This window comes from Roseovarius halotolerans, assembly GCF_900172255.1.
Classification (GTDB): Bacteria; Pseudomonadota; Alphaproteobacteria; order Rhodobacterales; family Rhodobacteraceae; genus Roseovarius; species Roseovarius halotolerans.
Map to the genome: position 1 here is coordinate 122394 of NZ_FWFU01000003.1, position 18440 is coordinate 140833.

At 66.5% G+C, this 18440-nt stretch carries 16 protein-coding genes; 3 read left to right on the forward strand and 13 right to left on the reverse strand.

What is annotated here, in order from left to right; all coding sequences use genetic code 11:
• Positions 1-15: 15 nt before the first annotated feature.
• A complete protein-coding gene (locus tag ROH8110_RS11620) occupies positions 16-1827 on the forward strand; it encodes an aminopeptidase P family protein (RefSeq protein WP_085817970.1) in 1812 nt (603 codons plus the stop codon).
• A 62-nt stretch (positions 1828-1889) separates the two neighbouring features.
• Positions 1890-2231: a DUF427 domain-containing protein gene (locus ROH8110_RS11625; protein ID WP_085818473.1), complete on the forward strand. Its 342-nt coding sequence runs from the start codon at positions 1890-1892 to the stop codon at positions 2229-2231.
• A gap of 230 nt (positions 2232-2461) precedes the next feature.
• Here the strand turns inward: ROH8110_RS11625 and ROH8110_RS11630 are convergent, their stop codons facing one another.
• Positions 2462-4150 (reverse strand): chloride channel protein, encoded by a 1689-nt coding sequence (locus tag ROH8110_RS11630; RefSeq protein ID WP_085817971.1) that lies wholly within the window; start codon positions 4148-4150, stop codon positions 2462-2464.
• 86 nt (positions 4151-4236) lie between these two features.
• Between ROH8110_RS11630 and ROH8110_RS11635 the strand changes: the two genes are divergently transcribed.
• The gene (locus ROH8110_RS11635) at positions 4237-5619 is read left to right on the forward strand and encodes an FAD-binding oxidoreductase (protein WP_085817972.1); all 1383 of its coding nucleotides are present in this window, start codon (positions 4237-4239) and stop codon (positions 5617-5619) included.
• A 97-nt stretch (positions 5620-5716) separates the two neighbouring features.
• On the opposite strand, the gene recN is transcribed toward ROH8110_RS11635, so the two are convergent.
• The 12 genes from recN to murC form a co-directional block, all read right to left on the reverse strand.
• On the reverse strand, positions 5717-7366 hold the full coding sequence (recN, locus tag ROH8110_RS11640) for a DNA repair protein RecN (RefSeq protein WP_085817973.1): 1650 nt from the start codon (positions 7364-7366) through the stop codon (positions 5717-5719).
• 39 nt (positions 7367-7405) lie between these two features.
• Entirely contained in the window at positions 7406-8254 is an 849-nt protein-coding gene (locus ROH8110_RS11645) for an outer membrane protein assembly factor BamD (protein WP_085817974.1), read from the reverse strand.
• 111 nt (positions 8255-8365) lie between these two features.
• Positions 8366-9286, reverse strand: coding sequence for a UDP-3-O-acyl-N-acetylglucosamine deacetylase (lpxC, locus tag ROH8110_RS11650; RefSeq protein WP_085818474.1), 921 nt, complete (start codon positions 9284-9286; stop codon positions 8366-8368).
• Between the two features lie 224 nt (positions 9287-9510).
• Positions 9511-11136, reverse strand: a complete 1626-nt coding sequence (gene ftsZ, locus ROH8110_RS11655; RefSeq protein ID WP_085817975.1) for a cell division protein FtsZ — start codon at positions 11134-11136, stop codon at positions 9511-9513.
• Between the two features lie 180 nt (positions 11137-11316).
• Positions 11317-12651, reverse strand: a complete 1335-nt coding sequence (ftsA, locus tag ROH8110_RS11660) for a cell division protein FtsA (RefSeq protein WP_085817976.1) — start codon at positions 12649-12651, stop codon at positions 11317-11319.
• A 4-nt stretch (positions 12652-12655) separates the two neighbouring features.
• Positions 12656-13522: a cell division protein FtsQ/DivIB gene (locus tag ROH8110_RS11665; protein ID WP_085817977.1), complete on the reverse strand. Its 867-nt coding sequence runs from the start codon at positions 13520-13522 to the stop codon at positions 12656-12658.
• On the reverse strand, positions 13510-14388 hold the full coding sequence (locus tag ROH8110_RS11670; RefSeq protein ID WP_176236603.1) for a D-alanine--D-alanine ligase: 879 nt from the start codon (positions 14386-14388) through the stop codon (positions 13510-13512). The genes ROH8110_RS11665 and ROH8110_RS11670 overlap by 13 nt, the downstream gene beginning before the upstream one ends.
• Positions 14389-14494: 106 nt before the next feature.
• A complete protein-coding gene (gene murB / locus ROH8110_RS11675; RefSeq protein WP_085817979.1) occupies positions 14495-15415 on the reverse strand; it encodes a UDP-N-acetylmuramate dehydrogenase in 921 nt (306 codons plus the stop codon).
• A 9-nt stretch (positions 15416-15424) separates the two neighbouring features.
• Entirely contained in the window at positions 15425-15667 is a 243-nt protein-coding gene (locus ROH8110_RS11680; protein WP_085817980.1) for a DUF2484 family protein, read from the reverse strand.
• The gene (locus ROH8110_RS11685; protein WP_085817981.1) at positions 15664-16851 is read right to left on the reverse strand and encodes an APC family permease; all 1188 of its coding nucleotides are present in this window, start codon (positions 16849-16851) and stop codon (positions 15664-15666) included. Before ROH8110_RS11685 ends, ROH8110_RS11680 begins: the two co-directional genes overlap by 4 nt.
• On the reverse strand, positions 16836-17027 hold the full coding sequence (locus ROH8110_RS11690) for a hypothetical protein (RefSeq protein ID WP_085817982.1): 192 nt from the start codon (positions 17025-17027) through the stop codon (positions 16836-16838). The genes ROH8110_RS11685 and ROH8110_RS11690 overlap by 16 nt, the downstream gene beginning before the upstream one ends.
• A gap of 4 nt (positions 17028-17031) precedes the next feature.
• Positions 17032-18429, reverse strand: coding sequence for a UDP-N-acetylmuramate--L-alanine ligase (murC, locus tag ROH8110_RS11695; RefSeq protein ID WP_085818475.1), 1398 nt, complete (start codon positions 18427-18429; stop codon positions 17032-17034).
• Positions 18430-18440 lie beyond the last annotated feature (11 nt).

Here is an 18440-nt window from a genome sequence, read left to right on the forward strand (position 1 = left end):
CTTGCAGGAGGCCCCATGTTCCAGAGTTTCGACGAGACCGCCCGCCCCGAACAGGGACCGCCGCGTCTGGCGCAGCTGCGTGCGGTGATGGCGGCCGAGGGGCTCTCGGGCTATCTCGTGCCGCGCGCCGATGCCTTTCAGGGCGAGTATGTCGCGCCCTGTGATGACCGGCTGGCCTGGCTCACCGGGTTCACCGGCTCGGCCGGGTTCTGCGCCGCGCTGATGGAGCATGCCGGGGTCTTCGTCGACGGGCGCTACCGCACACAGGTCAAGACGCAGGTCGAAACCGGGCATTTCACCCCGGTCGACTGGCCCGATATCCGGCTCGCGGACTGGCTTGGCCAGCATCTTGGCGATGGCGCCATCGTCGGGTTCGACCCCTGGCTCTACACACCCGCACAGATCGAGACCATCGAGACAGGCCTCGCGGGCACCGGCATCGCGCTCAGGCCCTGCGCCAACCTGGTCGACCAAATCTGGGCCGACCGCCCCGCCGCCCCGATGGGCGCGATCCGCGTCTATCCCGAGGAACTGGCCGGCGAATCCCAGGGCGACAAGCGCCGTCGGCTGGCCGCTGCCCTGCGCAATGCGGGCCATGCGGCGGCGGTCATCACCTTGCCCGATTCAATCGCCTGGCTGCTCAATATCCGCGGCAGCGACATCCCCCGCAACCCGGTACCCCATGCCTTTGCGGTGCTGCATGGCGACGCGCATCTCACGCTGTATGTCGAGGCCGCGAAACTGGACCAGACCGTGCGCGACCATCTGGGCGACGAGGTCACGATCCGCCCGCCCAATGCCTTCGGCCCGGGCCTGCGCAGCCTTGGCGGGCCGGTGCGGCTCGACAAGGCCAGCGTGCCGCTCTGGGTGGTGGCACAGCTCGACGAATCCAATACCGAGCATGTCTGGGGCGACGATCCCTGCGTGCTTCCCAAGGCCCGCAAGACCGCCGCCGAAATCGCCGCCACGCGGAACGCGCATCTGCGCGACGGTGCGGCGGTCTGTGAATTCCTTGCCTGGTTCGATTCCCAGGAACCCGGCACGATCACCGAGATCGACGTGGTGACGCGACTCGAACAGTGCCGCCGCGATACCGGGCACCTTCTGGATATCAGCTTCGACACCATCGCCGGGTCCGGCCCGCATGGCGCGCTGGCGCATTACCGGGTGACACATGCCAGCAACCGGGTGCTGCGGGCGGGCGATCTTCTGGTGCTCGATGGCGGCGGGCAATATCTTGACGGCACCACCGACATCACCCGCACCCTGCCCGTGGGCGAAGTGGGGGACGAGGAATCCGCCGCCTTCACCCGTGTCCTGCAAGGCATGATCGCCATGAGCCGCACTCGCTGGCCGCGTGGCCTTGCCGGGCGCGACCTTGACGCCATCGCGCGCCATCCCCTGTGGCTGGCGGATCAGGACTACGCCCACGGCACCGGGCATGGCGTCGGCGTGCACCTCTGCGTCCATGAAGGTCCGCAGCGTCTATCGCGGATGAGCGAGGTGGCGCTGGAACCGGGGATGATCGTCTCGAACGAACCCGGCTATTACCGCGAAGGCGCCTTCGGCATCCGCATCGAGAACCTTCTCGTCGTCACCGAGGCCGAAACCCTGCCCGGCGGTGACATGGCCGCGAAACTCTGTTTCGAAACGCTGAACTTCGTGCCGATCGACCGGCGGCTGATCCGCAGCGACATGCTCAGCGCCCCCGAGCGCAGCTGGATCGATGCCTATCACGCGACATGCCGTGACAATATCGGCCCTCGGCTATCGCAGACCGCACGTCTATGGTTGCGCGACGCGACAGCCCCCCTGCCCAAAGGGTGACATATTGATGTAACACTCAGACGGCAGAGCAGAACGCATAACAAGATTTGAAAGGGATGGAGATGGCCGATATCACGATACGCAAGGCAGAAGGCACCTGGACCGTGCGCGCAGGCGGCGCGGTGCTTGCTGAAAGCAAGAATGCGCTGGAGCTGAGCGAGCCAGGCTATCCCGATGTGATCTATTTCCCGCGCGGCGATATCGCCATGGCCTTCCTCGACGACACCGATCACCGCACCACCTGCCCGCACAAGGGCGAGGCGCGGTATTTCTCCATAGTCACCAAGAGCCAGACCCTCGAAAACGCCGCCTGGAGCTATGCCGACCCCAAGCCCGACGTCGCGCGCATCAAGGACCACCTGGCCTTTTACTCCAGCGACACGGTGACAGTCGAGCGGGTGTGAGGCTGCGGGCGGGCGCCGCCCGCCCCCACCGACATCAGGCACCAGCTGCGGCCTTCAGACCGCCACGCATCGCCGGGCCGCGTTCCGGATGAGGTCGGCGCGGCGTTCCGGGGTTTTCCGGTACTCGCACGATACAGCGGGGATAACGCAGGTCGGATCGCCCCATCGCAGCCCGACACAGCGCGGCTCATCACGGCTGCGCTTCAGCGCGGCTGCCCCCCACCCGCCCGTCAGCTATGTTCTTCCTCCGACACGGCGGCCAAGGCGCGGTTATAGGCCTTGAGCGCATCCACATGGAACAGCGCGCCCATAAGCTCGGGCGGGCTGCCCGCGCCCTTGAGCGTGACCACCGGGATGAAGGGCACGCCCGTGCGCTCGAAGACCGGCATCGCCGCTTCCAGCGTGGCGGTGCCATCGATATAGGTTCCCTCCTCGATCATCGTCCAGCACCGGTCGGCACTGGCGGCGCGCTCATGGTCGGTGCCGCGCATCAGCCGGTCGGCCCGGAACATCGCCAGCAGGTAGGTCTGCGGCCCCGCCGCCAGCCGCCTGCCCCGCCGTTCAAGCTGCGTGAGGAAGAACGAGCGCCGCACCAGCTTGGCGCCAAGCGCGGTGGACATCGACACCGCCACCATCACCGCCAGCCCGGTCTGCCAGTCGCCGGTCAACTCGAACACGATAAGCGTGGTCGAGATCGGCGCGCCCAGCACCGCGGCCGCGACCGCCCCCATCCCCGCCAGCGCATACAGCGTGGCCGAGCCCGAGACCTCCGGCAAGAGCCCGGTCGCGATCAGCCCGAAGGCCAGCCCGGTGAGCGCCCCCACCATCAGCGAGGGCGAAAAGACCCCGCCCCCCATGCGCCCGCCAAAGGTGATCGCCACCGCCACCACCTTGAGCACCGCAAAGACCACCGCCTCATGCAGCAGAAGCTGCCCTGTCAGCGCCGCCGACGTGGTCTCGTAACCGACCCCGATGATATGCGGGAACCAGATCGCCAGCGCCCCCAGCATCGCCCCCGACACCGCCGGGCGCAGCCAGCGCGGCAGGCGTGTGCGCACCTGGACATAGCCCGCCATGTCCTCGGCAAAGAAGATCGCATGCATCAGCGCCGTCGCCACCACCCCGCAGACCAGACCCAGCAAGAGGAAGGCCGGCAGCTCCACGTAGAATTCCAGCACGCTGGTCACCGGCAGCGTGAATTCGGTGATATCGCCGAATTCCAGCCGGTTGATGATCGTGCCCGCCACACTGGCGATGACGATCGGCGCGAAGGCGTGGACCGCGAAATGGCGCAGCACCACCTCGAGCGCGAAAAGCGCCCCCGCGATCGGCGCGTTGAACGACGCCGAGACCGCCGCCGCCACCGCGCAGCCCAGGAGGTCGCGCCCGGTGATTCCGTTGGCATGGATGCGATCGCTGACCCAGCTTGAAATGACCCCCGCCATATGCACGACCGGCCCCTCGCGCCCCGACGAGCCGCCCGTCCCCAGCGTGATCAGCGAGGCCAGCGCCGACGCGATGCCTTCGCGGGTCTCCACACGCCCATCCTTGAGCGCAGCACCCTCGATCACGTCCGAAACCGATCGCACCCGCGCGTCGTCGGTGAAATGATGCAGGATCAGCCCCACCACCAGCCCGCCGCAGATCGGCACGATCAACAGCCAGTACCAGGGCAGCGTTTCAGCCAGGGAATGCAGGCGGCCCGGATCATCCGCGCCATAGACCAGCGCCTGAAGTGCGGTGATGCCCTTGCGAAAGAACAGCGCCGCGAAGCCCGCCGCGATCCCGATCAAAAGGGCGATCAGCCAGAACTGGAACTGGCTTGGCCCGCGCGTGCGCAGCACCGCCCAGCCCTTGCGGATCGCTTCCTGCGCCGCGGTCGCCTTCTGCCTGAGGATCGAGGGTTCGCCGTCCGTCATCGCCTGTCACTTATCGGGTCCGGCGGCCTTTCCCCTGTCCCCTGCTTGCCCTAACCTGCGCCAAACGCAAGACCGAAGGGGCCGATATGGGTGTTCAGGACGCAATCGCCGAAATTTCCACATTTCTAGGGCAACGGCTCACCCGGTCCAAGTCCGATCTGGAAATTCATGGCCGCAGCGAAAGCCATTTCCCCCAATCACCCCCCGACGCGGTCGCCTATCCCGAGACCACCAACGAGGTCGCGCGCCTCGTGCGCATCTGCGCGGCTCATGGCTGCCCGGTGATCGGCTGGGGCACGGGCACGTCTCTCGAAGGTCAGGCCCAGGCCTTCGATGGCGGCATCGTCGTCGATTTCGTGCGGATGAACCGGATACTCGAAATCCGTCCCGAGGACATGGACGTGACCCTGCAACCCGGTGTCACCCGCGAGGCGCTCAATCAGGAACTGCGCGCCACCGGGCTGTTCTTTCCGGTCGATCCGGGCGCCAACGCCTCGCTTGGCGGGATGGCCTCGACCCGCGCCAGCGGCACCACGGCGGTGCGCTACGGCACGATGCGCGACAACGTGCTGGGGCTCGAAGTGGTGACAGCCTCGGGCGAGGTGATCCGCACCGGCAGCCGCGCGCGCAAATCATCCAGCGGCTATGACCTGACCGCGCTGTTTGTGGGCGCCGAAGGCACGCTGGGGCTGATCACCGAACTCACCTTGCGCCTGCAAGGCCAGCCCGAGGCGATTTCAAGCGCGGTCTGTGGCTTCAACAGTGTCGGCGACGCGGTCGCGGCGGTGATCGAAACCATCCAGATGGGCCTGCCGATGGCGCGGATCGAACTGATGGACAGCGCCAGCGTCGCCGCCGTCAACGCCTATGCCGGGATGGATCTGCCCGAACAGCCGCACCTTCTGCTTGAATTTCACGGCTCGGAAACCAACGTCGCCGAACAGGCCGAGACCTTCGGCATGATCGCCGCCGAGCATGATGGCACCGGCTTTGACTGGGCCACCCGGCCCGAAGATCGCACCGCGCTCTGGACCATGCGCCACAACGCCTATCACGCGATCCTCGCCGCCCGCCCCGGTGCGCGTGCGCTGGTGACCGATCTCTGCGTGCCGATCTCGCGCCTCGCCGAGGCGATCGAGGCCACCCAGGCGGATCTCGCGCAATCCGGCATCGAGGGGCCGATCCTCGGCCATGTGGGCGACGGAAATTTCCACGCCATCCTGCTGTTCGACGAAACCGACCACGAGGCGGCGGCCGCCGCCAGCGCGCTCTCCGAACGCATGGTCCTGCGTGCGCTCGACCTTGGCGGGACCGCCACCGGCGAACACGGGATCGGGCGCGGGAAGCTCGGTTACATGGCGCGCGAACATGGCGGCGGATGGGCGATGATGGGGGCGCTGAAGCAGGCGCTCGATCCCGGCAACATCATGAATCCCGGCAAGCTGGTGCCGCCGCGCGAGCCATCCTGAAGCGGGGTCATGCACGGCGCGGAGGTGTGGGGGCGCTGCCCCCGCCGGGGCCCGGGCCGCGACTCCCCCGAGGTATTTTTTCGCCGGATGAGGCCGGTCAGCCCGCCATCAGAGCCTCGGCCGCGGCACGGGCCTCGTCGGTGATCCGGTCGCCCGACAGCATCCGTGCGATCTCGTCGATGCGCGCGTCCTGCGCCAGCGGCGTCACGCGCGACAGCGTCGACTCGTCCGCCACGGTCTTTTCGACCCGCCAGTGATGCGCCCCGCGCGCGGCAACCTGCGGTGAATGGGTGACCACCAGCACCTGGCCCCCATCGGCCAGTTGTGCAAGCCGCCGCCCCACCGCATCCGCAGTGGCGCCGCCCACCCCCCGGTCAATCTCGTCGAAGATCATCGTCAGCCCGCTCTCGGTGCCGGTCAGACAAACCTTGAGCGCCAGGAGGAAGCGGCTGAGCTCGCCCCCCGAGGCGATCTTGTTGAGCGGACCCGCCGGAGCGCCGGGATTGGTGGCCACGGTGAAGGTGACGCTGTCGCGCCCCTCTGGGCCGGGATCGGCGGCGGCGATGGCGGTGGTGAAGGCCGCACGCTCCATCTTGAGCGGGGCAAGTTCGTCGCGCATCGCGCTATCAAGCGCCGCCGCGGCCTTGGCACGCGCGGCGCTGAGCGCGGTTGCGGCTGCGTCATAGGTTTCTTCGGCGGCGCGCAGCGACTGGCGCAGGGTTTCGAGATCGGCATCGCCCTGGTCAAGCGAGGCCAGCCGCGCTCGCAGATCACCGGCGAAATCGCCCAGGTCATCCGCCCCGACCCCATGCTTGCGTGCCAGCGCGCGGATTGCGAACAGGCGCTCCTCGGTCTCTTCCAGTTCGAGCGGATCGAAGGTCAGCGCCTCAAGGCAGCGCGCCACGCCCTGCGCGGCCTCGTCAAGCTCCACCATCGCCCGGCCAAGCGCCGCGATCGGCGCGTCAAGCTGCGCCTCGGCGCGTGGCGCCACCCCTTCGAGCCAGCGCAGCGCATCGCCCGCCGCACCCTCGGCCCCGTCCTGCCCCAGCGCCGCCTGCGCGCGCGCGATATCCTCACAGATCCGTTCGCCCTGCTGCATCAGGCGGCGGCGCGTATCGAGCGCCTCGTCCTCGCCGGGTTGCGGATCGAGCGCATCAAGCTCGGCAACCGCGTGGCGCAGGAAGTCCTCTTCGGCGCGCACCGATTCGAGCGCCGCCTCGGCTGCCGACAGCGCCTTCTGGGCCGCCGCCACGCCGCGCCAAGCGCTGCGCGTGTCGGATTTCAACCCGTCAAGGCGGCCATAGGCGTCCAGAAGCACCCGGTGCCCGCGCGGATCGAGCAGGCCACGGTCATCCTGCTGGCCGTGCAGTTCCACCAGCGTGTCCGAAAGCCGTCTCAGCACCTCGCCCGAGCAGCGCCGGTCATTGACCCAGGCGGTCTTGCGCCCGTCAAGCGTGTTGACCCGACGCAGGATCAGCTCGTCGCTCAGCGGCAGCCCCGCCTCTTCGAGCACCTCGCGCGCGCCGTGACCCTCGGGCAGATCGAACACCGCCGTCACCTCGCCCTGATCCGCACCCTGGCGCACCAGTTCGGCGCGCCCGCGCCAGCCCAGCACGAAGCCCAGCGAATCCAGCAGGATCGACTTGCCCGCGCCGGTCTCGCCGGTCAGCACGTTCAGGCCTGGCTGAAACGCCAGGTCGAGATGGTCGATAATCAGGATATTGCGGATATCAAGCGCGCGCAGCATCGGAGGTTTCCCGGTTGCGGGTCAGGCCCCGCAACCCCCTTACAACCAACGGCCCTGGATCATCTGGCGATAGACCTGGCGCAGCCAGTTGTCGCCCGCCGCCTCCAGCGTGAGTCCCTGACCGGTCAACAGCTTGTAGCTGTCCTCGTACCATTTGGTGCCACGGAAGTTATACCCCAGGATCGCACCGGCGGTGCGGGCCTCGTCGGTAAGACCCAGCGAAAGATAGGCCTCGACCAGGCGATGCAGCGCCTCGGGCGTGTGGCTGGTGGTCTGGAAGTCTTCGACCACGACGCGGAAGCGGTTGATCGCCGCTGCGAAATGGTCGCGCTTGAGATAGTAGCGCCCGATTTCCATTTCCTTCGAGGCCAGATGGTCGAAGGCGAGATCGAATTTCAGGATCGCCGAGCGGGCATATTCGCTGTCGGGATAGCGCTCGATCACCTCGCGCAGGGATTGCAGCGCCTGGAAGGTCAGGCCCTGATCGCGGCCGACCTCGTCGATCTGGTCGTAATAGCTCAGCGCCAGCAGGTATTGCGCGTAACCGGCATCCTCATCGGTCGGATAGAAATCGATATAGCGCTGCGCGGCGGCGCGGCTGTTCTCGTAATCCTTGTCCTTGTGATAGGAGAAGGCCTGCATGATCAGCGCCCGCTTGGCCCATTCCGAATAGGGATAGAGCCGCTCGACCTGGCCGAACACATCGGCGGCCTGGCCGGGATTGTTGCGCGCCAGATCGTATTCCGCGCGCTCGAAGATCTGCTGTGCGGTGTATTGCTCGAAATCGACATCGCCACGGTCGATCCGTGCCCTGTCACCACAGGCCGCGAGGCTCAGGCCCACGACGATTGCACCGACCAGCTTTGCCCGGGACTTGCCGATTGTCATGCTCGAACTCACCTATCTTGCGCGATGCCGGGGTAGAACCCCACGTTTCCCGACTGGTCCTAGCACATAAATTTCCGGTGCAAAACGTCTTTGGCGGTTTTATTGCCGCGCTCAGGCCACTTCCGGAATCTCGCCCCAATGAACACCGGCGCCGGGAAGATGTCCCGCCGTTGCGCTGTCGCACAGGACGATTTCATGGCTGTCGGGGCGCGAAAACAGTTCGCGCAGAAGATTGTTGGTCAGTGCATGACCGGCACGGATACCCTGATAATGGCCAAGGATGGGCAGGCCGGCAAGGCCCAGATCGCCCACCGCGTCCAGCATCTTGTGGCGCACGGCCTCGTCGTCGTGACGCAGCCCGCCAGGGCTCAGCACCCGCTCACCGTCAACCACCACGGCGTTTTCCAGCGTCCCGCCAAGCGCCAGCCCGTTGGCGCGCATCATGTCCACATCCGCCTTGCGGCAGAATGTCCGGCTGTTGGAAAGCTCGCGCACGAAGCTGCCATTGGACATGTTCAGCAGCTTGCGCTGGCTGCCGATCGCGGCATCCTCGAAATCGATGGCGAATTCGATCGTCAGGCTCTCATTCGGCAACAGTCGCGCCATCGCGGCACCGCGGCGCACCTCGACCGGCTTGAGAACGCGCAGGGCGGAAACCGGGGCATTCATGTGCCGCACACCGTGACGCAGGATCCCGCGCACGAAGGCCGCCGAGCTGCCATCGAGAATCGGAATCTCGGGGCCGTCGATCTCGATCGTTGCGTTGTGGATGCCGCAGCCCACCAGTGCCGCCATGATATGTTCCACCGTCGACACCGTCACCCCGTGGCGGTTCTCGAGACGGGTGCAGAGCGGCGATTGATGGACATGATCCCACAGCGCCGGAATGCGCCCGTGGCCGGCGGCCACGTCGCTGCGACGGAACACGATGCCCTGCCCCGCCTGGGCGGGCAGGATCGTTGCACGGGCCGGCTCTCCCGAGTGCAGGCCTACCCCATGAAACGAGACCGCTGTCTGGATCGTTGTCTGCAAGACTATCCTCATCGGTGCGTAACGTTCGCACTCACTGAAAGTTTCCAAAGGGTTTAAATCCGCCACCGCCGAGGCTCAATTCAATCTTTGCAACGTAATGAAACATCGCCGCGGCCCGGCGGGCGGAATCTTGCCTATCCCCTGGCAGTCAGCGCCAATACCTTGTTCTGAAACGAAAAAGGGCCGCCCAAAGGCGGCCCGTTCTTGCCTGTCCGTTCGCCGGATCAGTTCGCCTGTCGGCGCAGAAACGCCGGGATCTCGATCTGATCGTCGGTTTCTTCCTGCGGCTCGGGTTCGGCCTGACGCGCCTGCGGCGCTTCCACGGTCGGCTGCTGGCGGGCGGGACGCGGTGCTTCCTGCTCGGCATGGCCGGTCATCCGGTTGATCAGCGAGTTGATACCGAACCGCTGGCGCGCCTCGCCCTGCGCATCGCGCGTGGCGGCTGCCTGCTGGGGCGGTTGCTGGTCGCGGCGGCGTGCCTCGGGCGCCTTGTTGACGGCAGCCTGCAGGCGGGCCATCGCCTCGGGCGACGGCGTGCCTGCGGCGCGCGGCGCCACATAGGCTTCCAGCTCGGCATCCTCCTGATGGCCGTGATGCGCGGCGGGCTCGAACCTGTCATCGCGCGGCTGATAGGCCGGCGGCGGCAGGTCGTCATCCTGCTGGCTGTCGACGCGCTCGTCAAAGATGTCCTCGTGCAGCTCTTCGGCGGCCGCACGCTGCGAGTCGAACTCGTTCGGGTTGAAAAGGCTCGGCTCGGCGCTTGCCGCCACCGGCATCGGCTCGGGGGCCTGCTCGGCCTCCGGCTCTTCCACGGCGACGGGGCGCAGCGGCTCGGCCATCGAGCGGCGCGGCATCGGCAGGTCGCGGTCGCTGGCATTGGCGTCGATCCCGGTGGCCACGACACTGACGCGCATCGTGCCTTCCATGCTGGTATCCAGCGTCGAGCCGACGATGATATTGGCGTCGGGGTCCACTTCCTCGCGGATGCGGTTGGCGGCCTCGTCCAGTTCGAACAGCGTCAGGTCGTGCCCGCCGGTGATGTTGATCAACACACCCTTGGCGCCCTTCAGGCTGATTTCGTCCAGAAGCGGGTTCGCTATGGCCTTCTCGGCCGCCTGGATCGCGCGATCCTCGCCGGAATCCTCGCCCGTGCCCATCATCGCCTTGCCCATCTCGTCCATCACGGCGCGCACATCGGCAAAGTCGAGATTGATGAGGCCGGGGCGCACCATCAGGTCGGTCACACCCTTCACGCCCTGGTAAAGCACGTCGTCCGCCATCGAGAACGCCTCGGTGAAGGTCGTCTTCTCATTGGCCAGCCGGAACAGGTTCTGGTTGGGAATGATGATCAGCGTGTCGACCATCTTCTGCAGCGCCTCGACGCCTTCCTCGGCCTGGCGCATCCGCTTGGCGCCCTCGAACTGGAACGGCTTGGTGACGACACCCACCGTCAGCACACCCAGCTCACGCGCCGCCTGGGCGATGATCGGTGCGGCGCCGGTGCCGGTGCCCCCGCCCATGCCCGCGGTGATGAAGCACATATGCGCGCCCGCGAGGTGATCGACGATCTGTTCGATATTCTCTTCGGCGGCTGCGGCCCCGATCGAGGCCTTGGCGCCCGCGCCTAGCCCCTCGGTCACTTTCACGCCCAACTGGACGCGGTGCTCGGCCTGGCTTTGCTGAAGCGCCTGCGCGTCGGTATTGGCAACGACAAAGTCAACACCGTCGAGTTGCTTCTCGATCATGTTGTTGACCGCGTTGCCCCCCGCGCCGCCAACACCGAAAACGGTGATCCGGGGCTTCAGTTCGTTCTCCTGGTCCTGACCTGGCATCGTGAGATTCAATGTCATTGCTCTATCCGCCTGCTGTTGTGCCTGCCTCTGCCCGACAGACCGTTTTTCCGCCTAATCATCGGCATTCTTACCGATGCTTGACCCTTGCGTCACCCCAAAATCATCGAAATGACACAAAATATGGCCACATTTTTGCGCTAACACGCGGGATTTCGCCGATGTGACCATATCTAGCGTTCACCAATTATCCTTGAACCATTTCACAGCCCGCTTCAACGAGCGCGCCGGGTAGCGATCCACGGGGATCTCGAAATCCCACCATTCGTCTTGGGGATTCGCCGCGAACAGGCACATCCCGACCGCGCTCGAAAAGCCCGGACCGGTCGCCGCCTGCGGCAATCCATGTACTCTCAGGGGCCGTCCCAGCCGCACCTGGTGACCCAATATCTTGCTCGCCAGCCCGTCGAGACCGGGGATCTGACTGCCGCCGCCGGTCAGCACGATCTGCTGGCTCGGCAGGTGGTCGAAACCCGCCGCATCGAGCCGCGCACGCACCTCTTCGAGGATCTCCTCGACGCGCGGCCGCATGATGCCGATCAGCTCGGCCCGGCTGACCGTGCGCCGGTCATGCTCCCAGTCACCCGTTTCGCCGCCGATCTCGATCATCTCGCGATCGTCCATGCCGGTGGCGACGACGCCGCCGTAAAAGGTCTTGATGCGCTCTGCGGTGGCCTGCGGCACCTGCAACCCCATCGAGATATCACCCGTCACGTGATCGCCGCCCATACGCACGCTGTCGGCATAGATCATGTGTTTCTTGATGAAGATCGACACGCCCGCCGTGCCACCGCCAAGGTCGATACAGGCTGCACCCAGCTCCTGTTCATCCTCGACCAGCGCCGAAATGCCGCTCACATAGGCCGAGCTGGCAATCCCGGCCAGTTCCAGGTCGCAGCGCTTGACGCAATGCGCGATATTCTGGATCGCGGCGCCATCGACGGTCAGCATATGCATGTCCGTGGACAGGGTCTGCCCCATCTGCCCGCGCGGATCGGCCAGCCCGCTGCGATGATCCAGCGCGAAATTGACCGGCTGCGCGTGCAGCACCTCGCGCCCCTCGCCGTAATCGGGCACATCGCAGGCGCTCAGCACCCGACTGATATCCTGCTCGCTGACATTGTGGCCCTCAAGGTCGACCGCCCCGGCCAGCCCGTAGGAACGCGGCGAGGCCCCGGCGAAACAGGCGATCACATGATCGACCCGGATACCGGCCATCTTCTGCGCCGCCTGCAGGGCGGTGCGGATCGCGCGCTCGGTCTCGGCCATCGCGTTGACCTCGCCAAAGCGCACCCCGCGCGAACGCGTCGTCGCCGCGCCGATCACCCGGAACCCGGCCTGCCCGGCCATCGCGCCGATCCCGTCGGATTCGACCAGCCGCGACGTGCCGTCAAAGCGCAGCACGAGGCAAGCGATCTTCGATGTCCCCACATCCAGCACCGCCACGACGCCGCGTTGCATCGCCGCCTTGCGCATGTTGCGCATCGCACGTTGGGTTTCGTAGAGCTCGATCATGTTTTCATTCCGCTCCGACTGTCATCTTCGTGACCCGCCACCAGTCTTCGACCGCGCGGGCATTCATTCTTATGGTGGGCCGTGCGGCGAGCCGCATGTCCACCGCCACCAGGTCACGCGCCAGCATGTCCTGCACCTCGTCCAGCGCCAGAACCCTCTCCAGCGCGCGCACCGGGTTGCGCTCGGGAAGCATGATGCGCTGATCGCGGTCCAGAACCACATCCCAGCGCCGCTCGCCCATCCGCACCAGCCCGCGCAGACGCGGCTCGATCGGCGTCGCGGCGCGGATGATCTCCAGCGCCTCGGGCACCGCCCTGTCCGCACCCTCACCCACCACCAGCGGCAGGTCGGCGCGATCCTGACGCGCCAGCATGTCATCGACCACGACACCTTCCAGATCGACCGCACCCAGCCCATCGCGTGTGCGCCACAGCGCCACCGGCTCGCGCTCGGTGATCTCGGCGGCCAGAATGCCGCCGCGCCGCACCCTGAGGCTGGCCGAGGCCACCGCAGGCAGGCCCTCGATCATCTCGCGCACATGCTCAAGATCGAGATCGAACGAACTGGCGGGCAGATCGAAGGGAAATATCTCGCGGATATCCTCCTCGACGCGGGCACTCGCCCCCTCGACGCTCAGCAACTCGACCATGAATTCGGGCCGCGTCTCGAAATCCCGGCGCAGCTCGGCCAGCGTGTCCGTCACTGCATCCCGCCGCGCCTCGTCGGCGAAATACCCCAGCCCCAGCGCCGCGATCACGCCCAGCGGCAGGCCAAATCGCAGCGCCCGCGTGAACAGCGGCGTCAGCATCAGCCGCTGAAGCCGATAGGACCAGCGCGAGGGCGCGGGATCGGGGCGCGTCACCGGTTGCATGACGCATCCTCCACCATCCAGCGGCACAGCTCGGGAAACGAGATGCCCATCACCTGGGCCTGTTCGGGCGACAGCGATGTCGGGGTCATGCCCGGCTGGGTGTTGGTCTCAAGCAGGACCAGCCCCTCCAGCCCGCGTGCCTCGTCCCAGCGGAAATCGGTCCGGCTCAGCCCGCGACAGCCCAGCACCTCATGGGCGCGCAGCGCATAATCGAGACAGGCTTCGGAAATCTCGGCCGGAATCTCGGCAGGCACCACATGGCGCGATCCCCCGGCCTTGTATTTGGCATCGTAATCATACCAGCCATCGGTCAGGATATCGGTCACCGTCAGCGCCCGGTCGCCCATCACCGTCACCGTCAGCTCGCGCCCCGGCACGAAGGCCTCGACCATCACGATCTCGGGCATGTCCGCCGACAGCGCCGGCGGCGCATTGGCCGCCTCGTTCACAAGGTAAACCCCGACCGACGATCCCTCGTTGTTGGGCTTCACCACATAGGGCGGGTCCATCACATGCGCACCGCACACATCGTCGCGCGCCGCCAGGTGGCTTTCGACCACCGGCAGCCCCTCGGCCATATAGGCCGCCTTCGATTTCTGCTTGTCCATCGCCAGCGCCGAGGCCAGCACGCCCGAATGGGTATAGGGCAGCCCCATCCATTCCAGCAGGCCCTGCACGCAGCCATCCTCGCCCCAACGGCCATGCAATGCGTTGAAAACGGTGTCGGGTGCAATCTCGGTCAGGCGCTGACACAGGTCAGGCCCGGCATCGACCTCGACCACCGTGTATCCTGCTTCCCGCAATGCGGCGGCGCATTCACGTCCTGACGAGAGCGACACTTCGCGTTCGGCCGAAGGTCCGCCCATGATCACCGCCACAATCGGGGATTTTCCGCTCGAAAGTCCCAATGTGTGCCTCAAAACCCAGGGCCGTTTTGCCGACCCTATTTTATTGTCTTCGCCTGCCTTGGCGTTACGGGGCCGTTTCGCCGACCCTCATGATTTCCCAATGTAACTCTATTCCACTGTTTTGGAAAACCCTTTTTCGCACCTCCTCGCCCAATCCTTCCAGATCGGCGGCGCTGGCATCCCCGGTATTGATCAGAAAGTTGGAATGCATCTCGCTCATCTGCGCCCCGCCCCGGCGCGCGCCCCGCATTCCAGCCTCGTCGATCACCTTCCAGGCCTTCAGATCATGCACATCGTCCTCGCGCCCGGTGCTGGAAAACCCGGCCGGGTTGCGAAAGGTGCTGCCCGCGCTGCGCTCCTTGGTGGGTTGGGTCTCGTCGCGCTTGCGCAGCTGTTCGGCCATCCGCGCCTCCAGCGCCTCCGGCTCGCCCTCGGGCGCCTCGAAGGTCGCCTCGACGATGACCCAGCCCTCGGGCAGGTCGCTCTGGCGATAGCGATAGTTGAGGTCGGCGGCACTCAGCGTCACGACCGCGCCCTCGCGCGTGACCGCGCGCGCGCTCACCAGACGGTCGGCGGTATAGGTGCCATAGCAGCCCGCGTTCATGCGCACCGCGCCGCCGATCGCACCGGGGATGGTGCGCAGGAACGTCAGGTCAAGCCCCGCCGCCGCCGCCTTGCGCGCCACATGCGCATCAAGCGCCGCGGCGCCCGCAACCACCCGGTTCCCCTCGATGCTGATTGAATTGAAGCCGCGCCCAAGCCGGATCACCACGGCGCGCAACCCCCCGTCACGTACGATCAGGTTGCTGCCGACACCCATCGGGAACACCGCGACATCCCGGTCAAGCGCCGCAAGGAACTGCGCCAGATCGTCGATATCCGCAGGCTGGAACAGCCAGTCCGCCGGGCCGCCCACCCGCAGCCATGTGAGATCGTTCAAGGGGCGCTTTTCGGTCAGCTTGCCGCGCGTCTCGGGCATCCGCATCGCTGGTCCTTACCTTTTTTGCACCAGCCAGCGTCCCAGATAGATCACCGGCCAGCGCAGGATACTCATGCCGGCGGCCAGAACCGCCAGCCCCCACCACGGGCCATTCTGATAGGTCACAAAACCCAGAATGGGAACCCCGGCGGCGATCAGAAGATAGGCGCGCCGCCAGTGATTGTCGCGGCTCGGGATCATCGCAAGCAGATTGGCGGCGACCGCCCACAGACAGGCAAGTATCAACGAAAGGCTCATGAGACAGCTCCGAAACTGATGGCCAGCGCCCCAAGCGACCCCAGAAGCCCCAGCACCGGCACCACCATCGGCACCCGGAAGGGCGCCTCGGGCTCGGCGCGCTTCATCGCGATCAACGCGCTATTGACCAGCACGAAGACCGCCAGCAGGATCGCCGAGGTCGCCTCGGCAAGGTCCGCCACCGGCAGCGTCACCGCCATGAAGATCACCAGCACCCCGATCACCGCCGTCGCCAGAACCGGCGTGCCAAGGCGCGGATGCGCATGGTGGAAAACGGCCAATGCCGGGCTGCGCTTGCCGACGCCGAACAGCACCCGGCTCGCCATCACGATCTGCGCAAGGATGCCGTTCATCGCCGCCGCCACCGCGATCACCGACAGGAACGCCGCCCCCCCGCCCCGCGCATGGCTCCAGACCAGCGCCAGCGGCTGTTCCGAAACAGCAAGCCGCTCAAGCGGCACCGCGCGCACCGCCGCCCAGCTCACCAGCGCGTAAAGCAGGCTGGTGATCAACAGCGACAGCAGGATCGCGCGGGGCAAGGTGTGGGTCGGGTCGCGCACCTCCTCGGCCATGTTCACGATATCCTCGAACCCGATGAAGGCGAAGAACGCCAGCACCGCCGCCGAGGCCACGCCTGACCAGACAATCCCGGCAGGCGCCTGCCAATCGGCCACAGGCTCCGCACTGGCCCCCGCCCAGATCACCAGCGCCAGACCGATGACCTCGATCACGGTGAATATCGCCGCGACGGTCAGGCTTTCCAGCACCCCGGCAATCGCGACACCGACCAGGAACAGGCCCATCACGATGGCGGTCGGCGCGAATGGCAACTCGACCACCGACACAAGATACCCGGTGCCGCCGCGCAATACCGCCGCCGCCGAAATGGTCCCGGCAGCCACCACCGCCAGCCCCACGACCAGCGCCAGCCAGGGCCGCCCCAGCCCCTTGGCCACGAAGATCGCCTCGCCTGCCGCTTCGGGCAAACGGGTCGAGAATTCCGCATAGCTCAGCGCAGATGGCGCGGCGATCAGACCCGCCAATAGAAAGGACAACGGCGCCCAAATACCCGCCTCGGCGGCAATCGCGCCGACCAGCACATAGATGCCCGCGCCCACCATGACACCCACGCCATAGGCTGTCAGCAGGCCCAGTCCGATCCGTCGTTTCAGATGCTCCGCCACGATCCCTGCTCTCCTTGCGCGCCCCTGCGCCCCGGCTTGCTCATGTCGTTCGCCTCAGGCGCATGTGACATCCCGGCGTCCACTGACGGCTCGTCGATCGCGCCGATGGCAATCCCATCCGCGCATGTGCCCGGACGCGCCCGAATGTCCCACATTTCAAGGCGCCCGGTCGTCATGGGATCACCCCTTCAGCTTGTCGGGCAAGGCATTGGCCCAGCCGCTGATCGTGCCCGCGCCAAGGCAGACCACCATGTCGCCTTCGCGCGCCTCTTCGCGCACCAGCGCGACAAGATCGTCCAGCGTGCTGATCGCCCTTGCGTCGCGATGCCCCGCGCGCACCAGCCCGGCCACCAGATCGTCGCGGCTCGCGCCCTCGATCGGGTTTTCGCCCGCGGCATAGACCTCGGCGATGGCGACCACGTCGGCCTCGTTGAAGCAGGCACAGAACGCGTCGAAATGATGATGCAGGCGGGTATAGCGGTGCGGCTGATGCACCGCGATCACGCGCCCCTCGCAGGCCTGCCGCGCGGCTTTCAGCACGGCGGCGATCTCGGTCGGGTGATGGCCGTAATCGTCGATGATGGTGACGCCGTTCACCTCGCCCACGCGGGTGAAACGCCGGTTGACGCCGCCGAACGCGGCCAGCGCGGCGCGGATCTCGTCGCGCTTCATGCCCAGATGGCGCGCCACCGCCACCGCGCTCAGCGCGTTCGACACGTTGTGGTCGCCCGGCATCGGCAGGGTGCAGCCCTCGATCATCGTGCCCTCGGCCTGCAACGCCACGTCGAAATGCGCCACGCCCTTTTCATAGCGCAGGTTCACCGCGCGGATATCGGCCTGGGTGTTGAACCCGTAGGTCACGACCCGCCGGTCGGTCAGCTTGGCGACCAGCGCCTGCACATCCGCATCATCGGTGCAGCACACCGCCAGCCCGTAGAACGGGATGTTGCTCACGAATTCGTAAAAGCCCCGGTGCAGGTTCTCCTCGGTGCCCCAATGCTCCATGTGCTCGGGGTCGATATTGGTGACGATGGCGATCGTCGCGGGCAGGCGGTTGAAGGTGCCGTCGCTCTCGTCGGCCTCCACCACCATCCATTCGCCCTGCCCGACGCGGGCATTGCTTCCATAGGCGTGGATGATCCCGCCATTGACGACCGTCGGGTCGAAATTCCCGTGATCCAGCAGCGCCGCGACCATCGTGGTCGTGGTGGTCTTGCCATGCGTGCCCGCCACCGCGACATTGGATTTGAGGCGCATGAGTTCGGCCAGCATCTCGGCGCGCCGCACCACCGGCAATCCGCGCCTGCGCGCCTCGTCAAGCTCCGGGTTCCCCGGCTTGATCGCGCTCGAGATCACCACCACGGCGGCACCTTCCACGTTGCCGGGGCTCTGCCCCTCGAACACCTTGGCGCCCATGCCCTCGAGCCGCGCGGTGATCGGGCTGCGCTTGAGGTCCGACCCCTGCACGCGGTAACCATGGTCGATCAGCACCTCGGCGATGCCCGACATCCCGATACCGCCGATTCCCACGAAATGGATCGGGCCCACGTCCTGGGGCAGCTTCGTTGCTGCGTTCATCATGCTGTCTC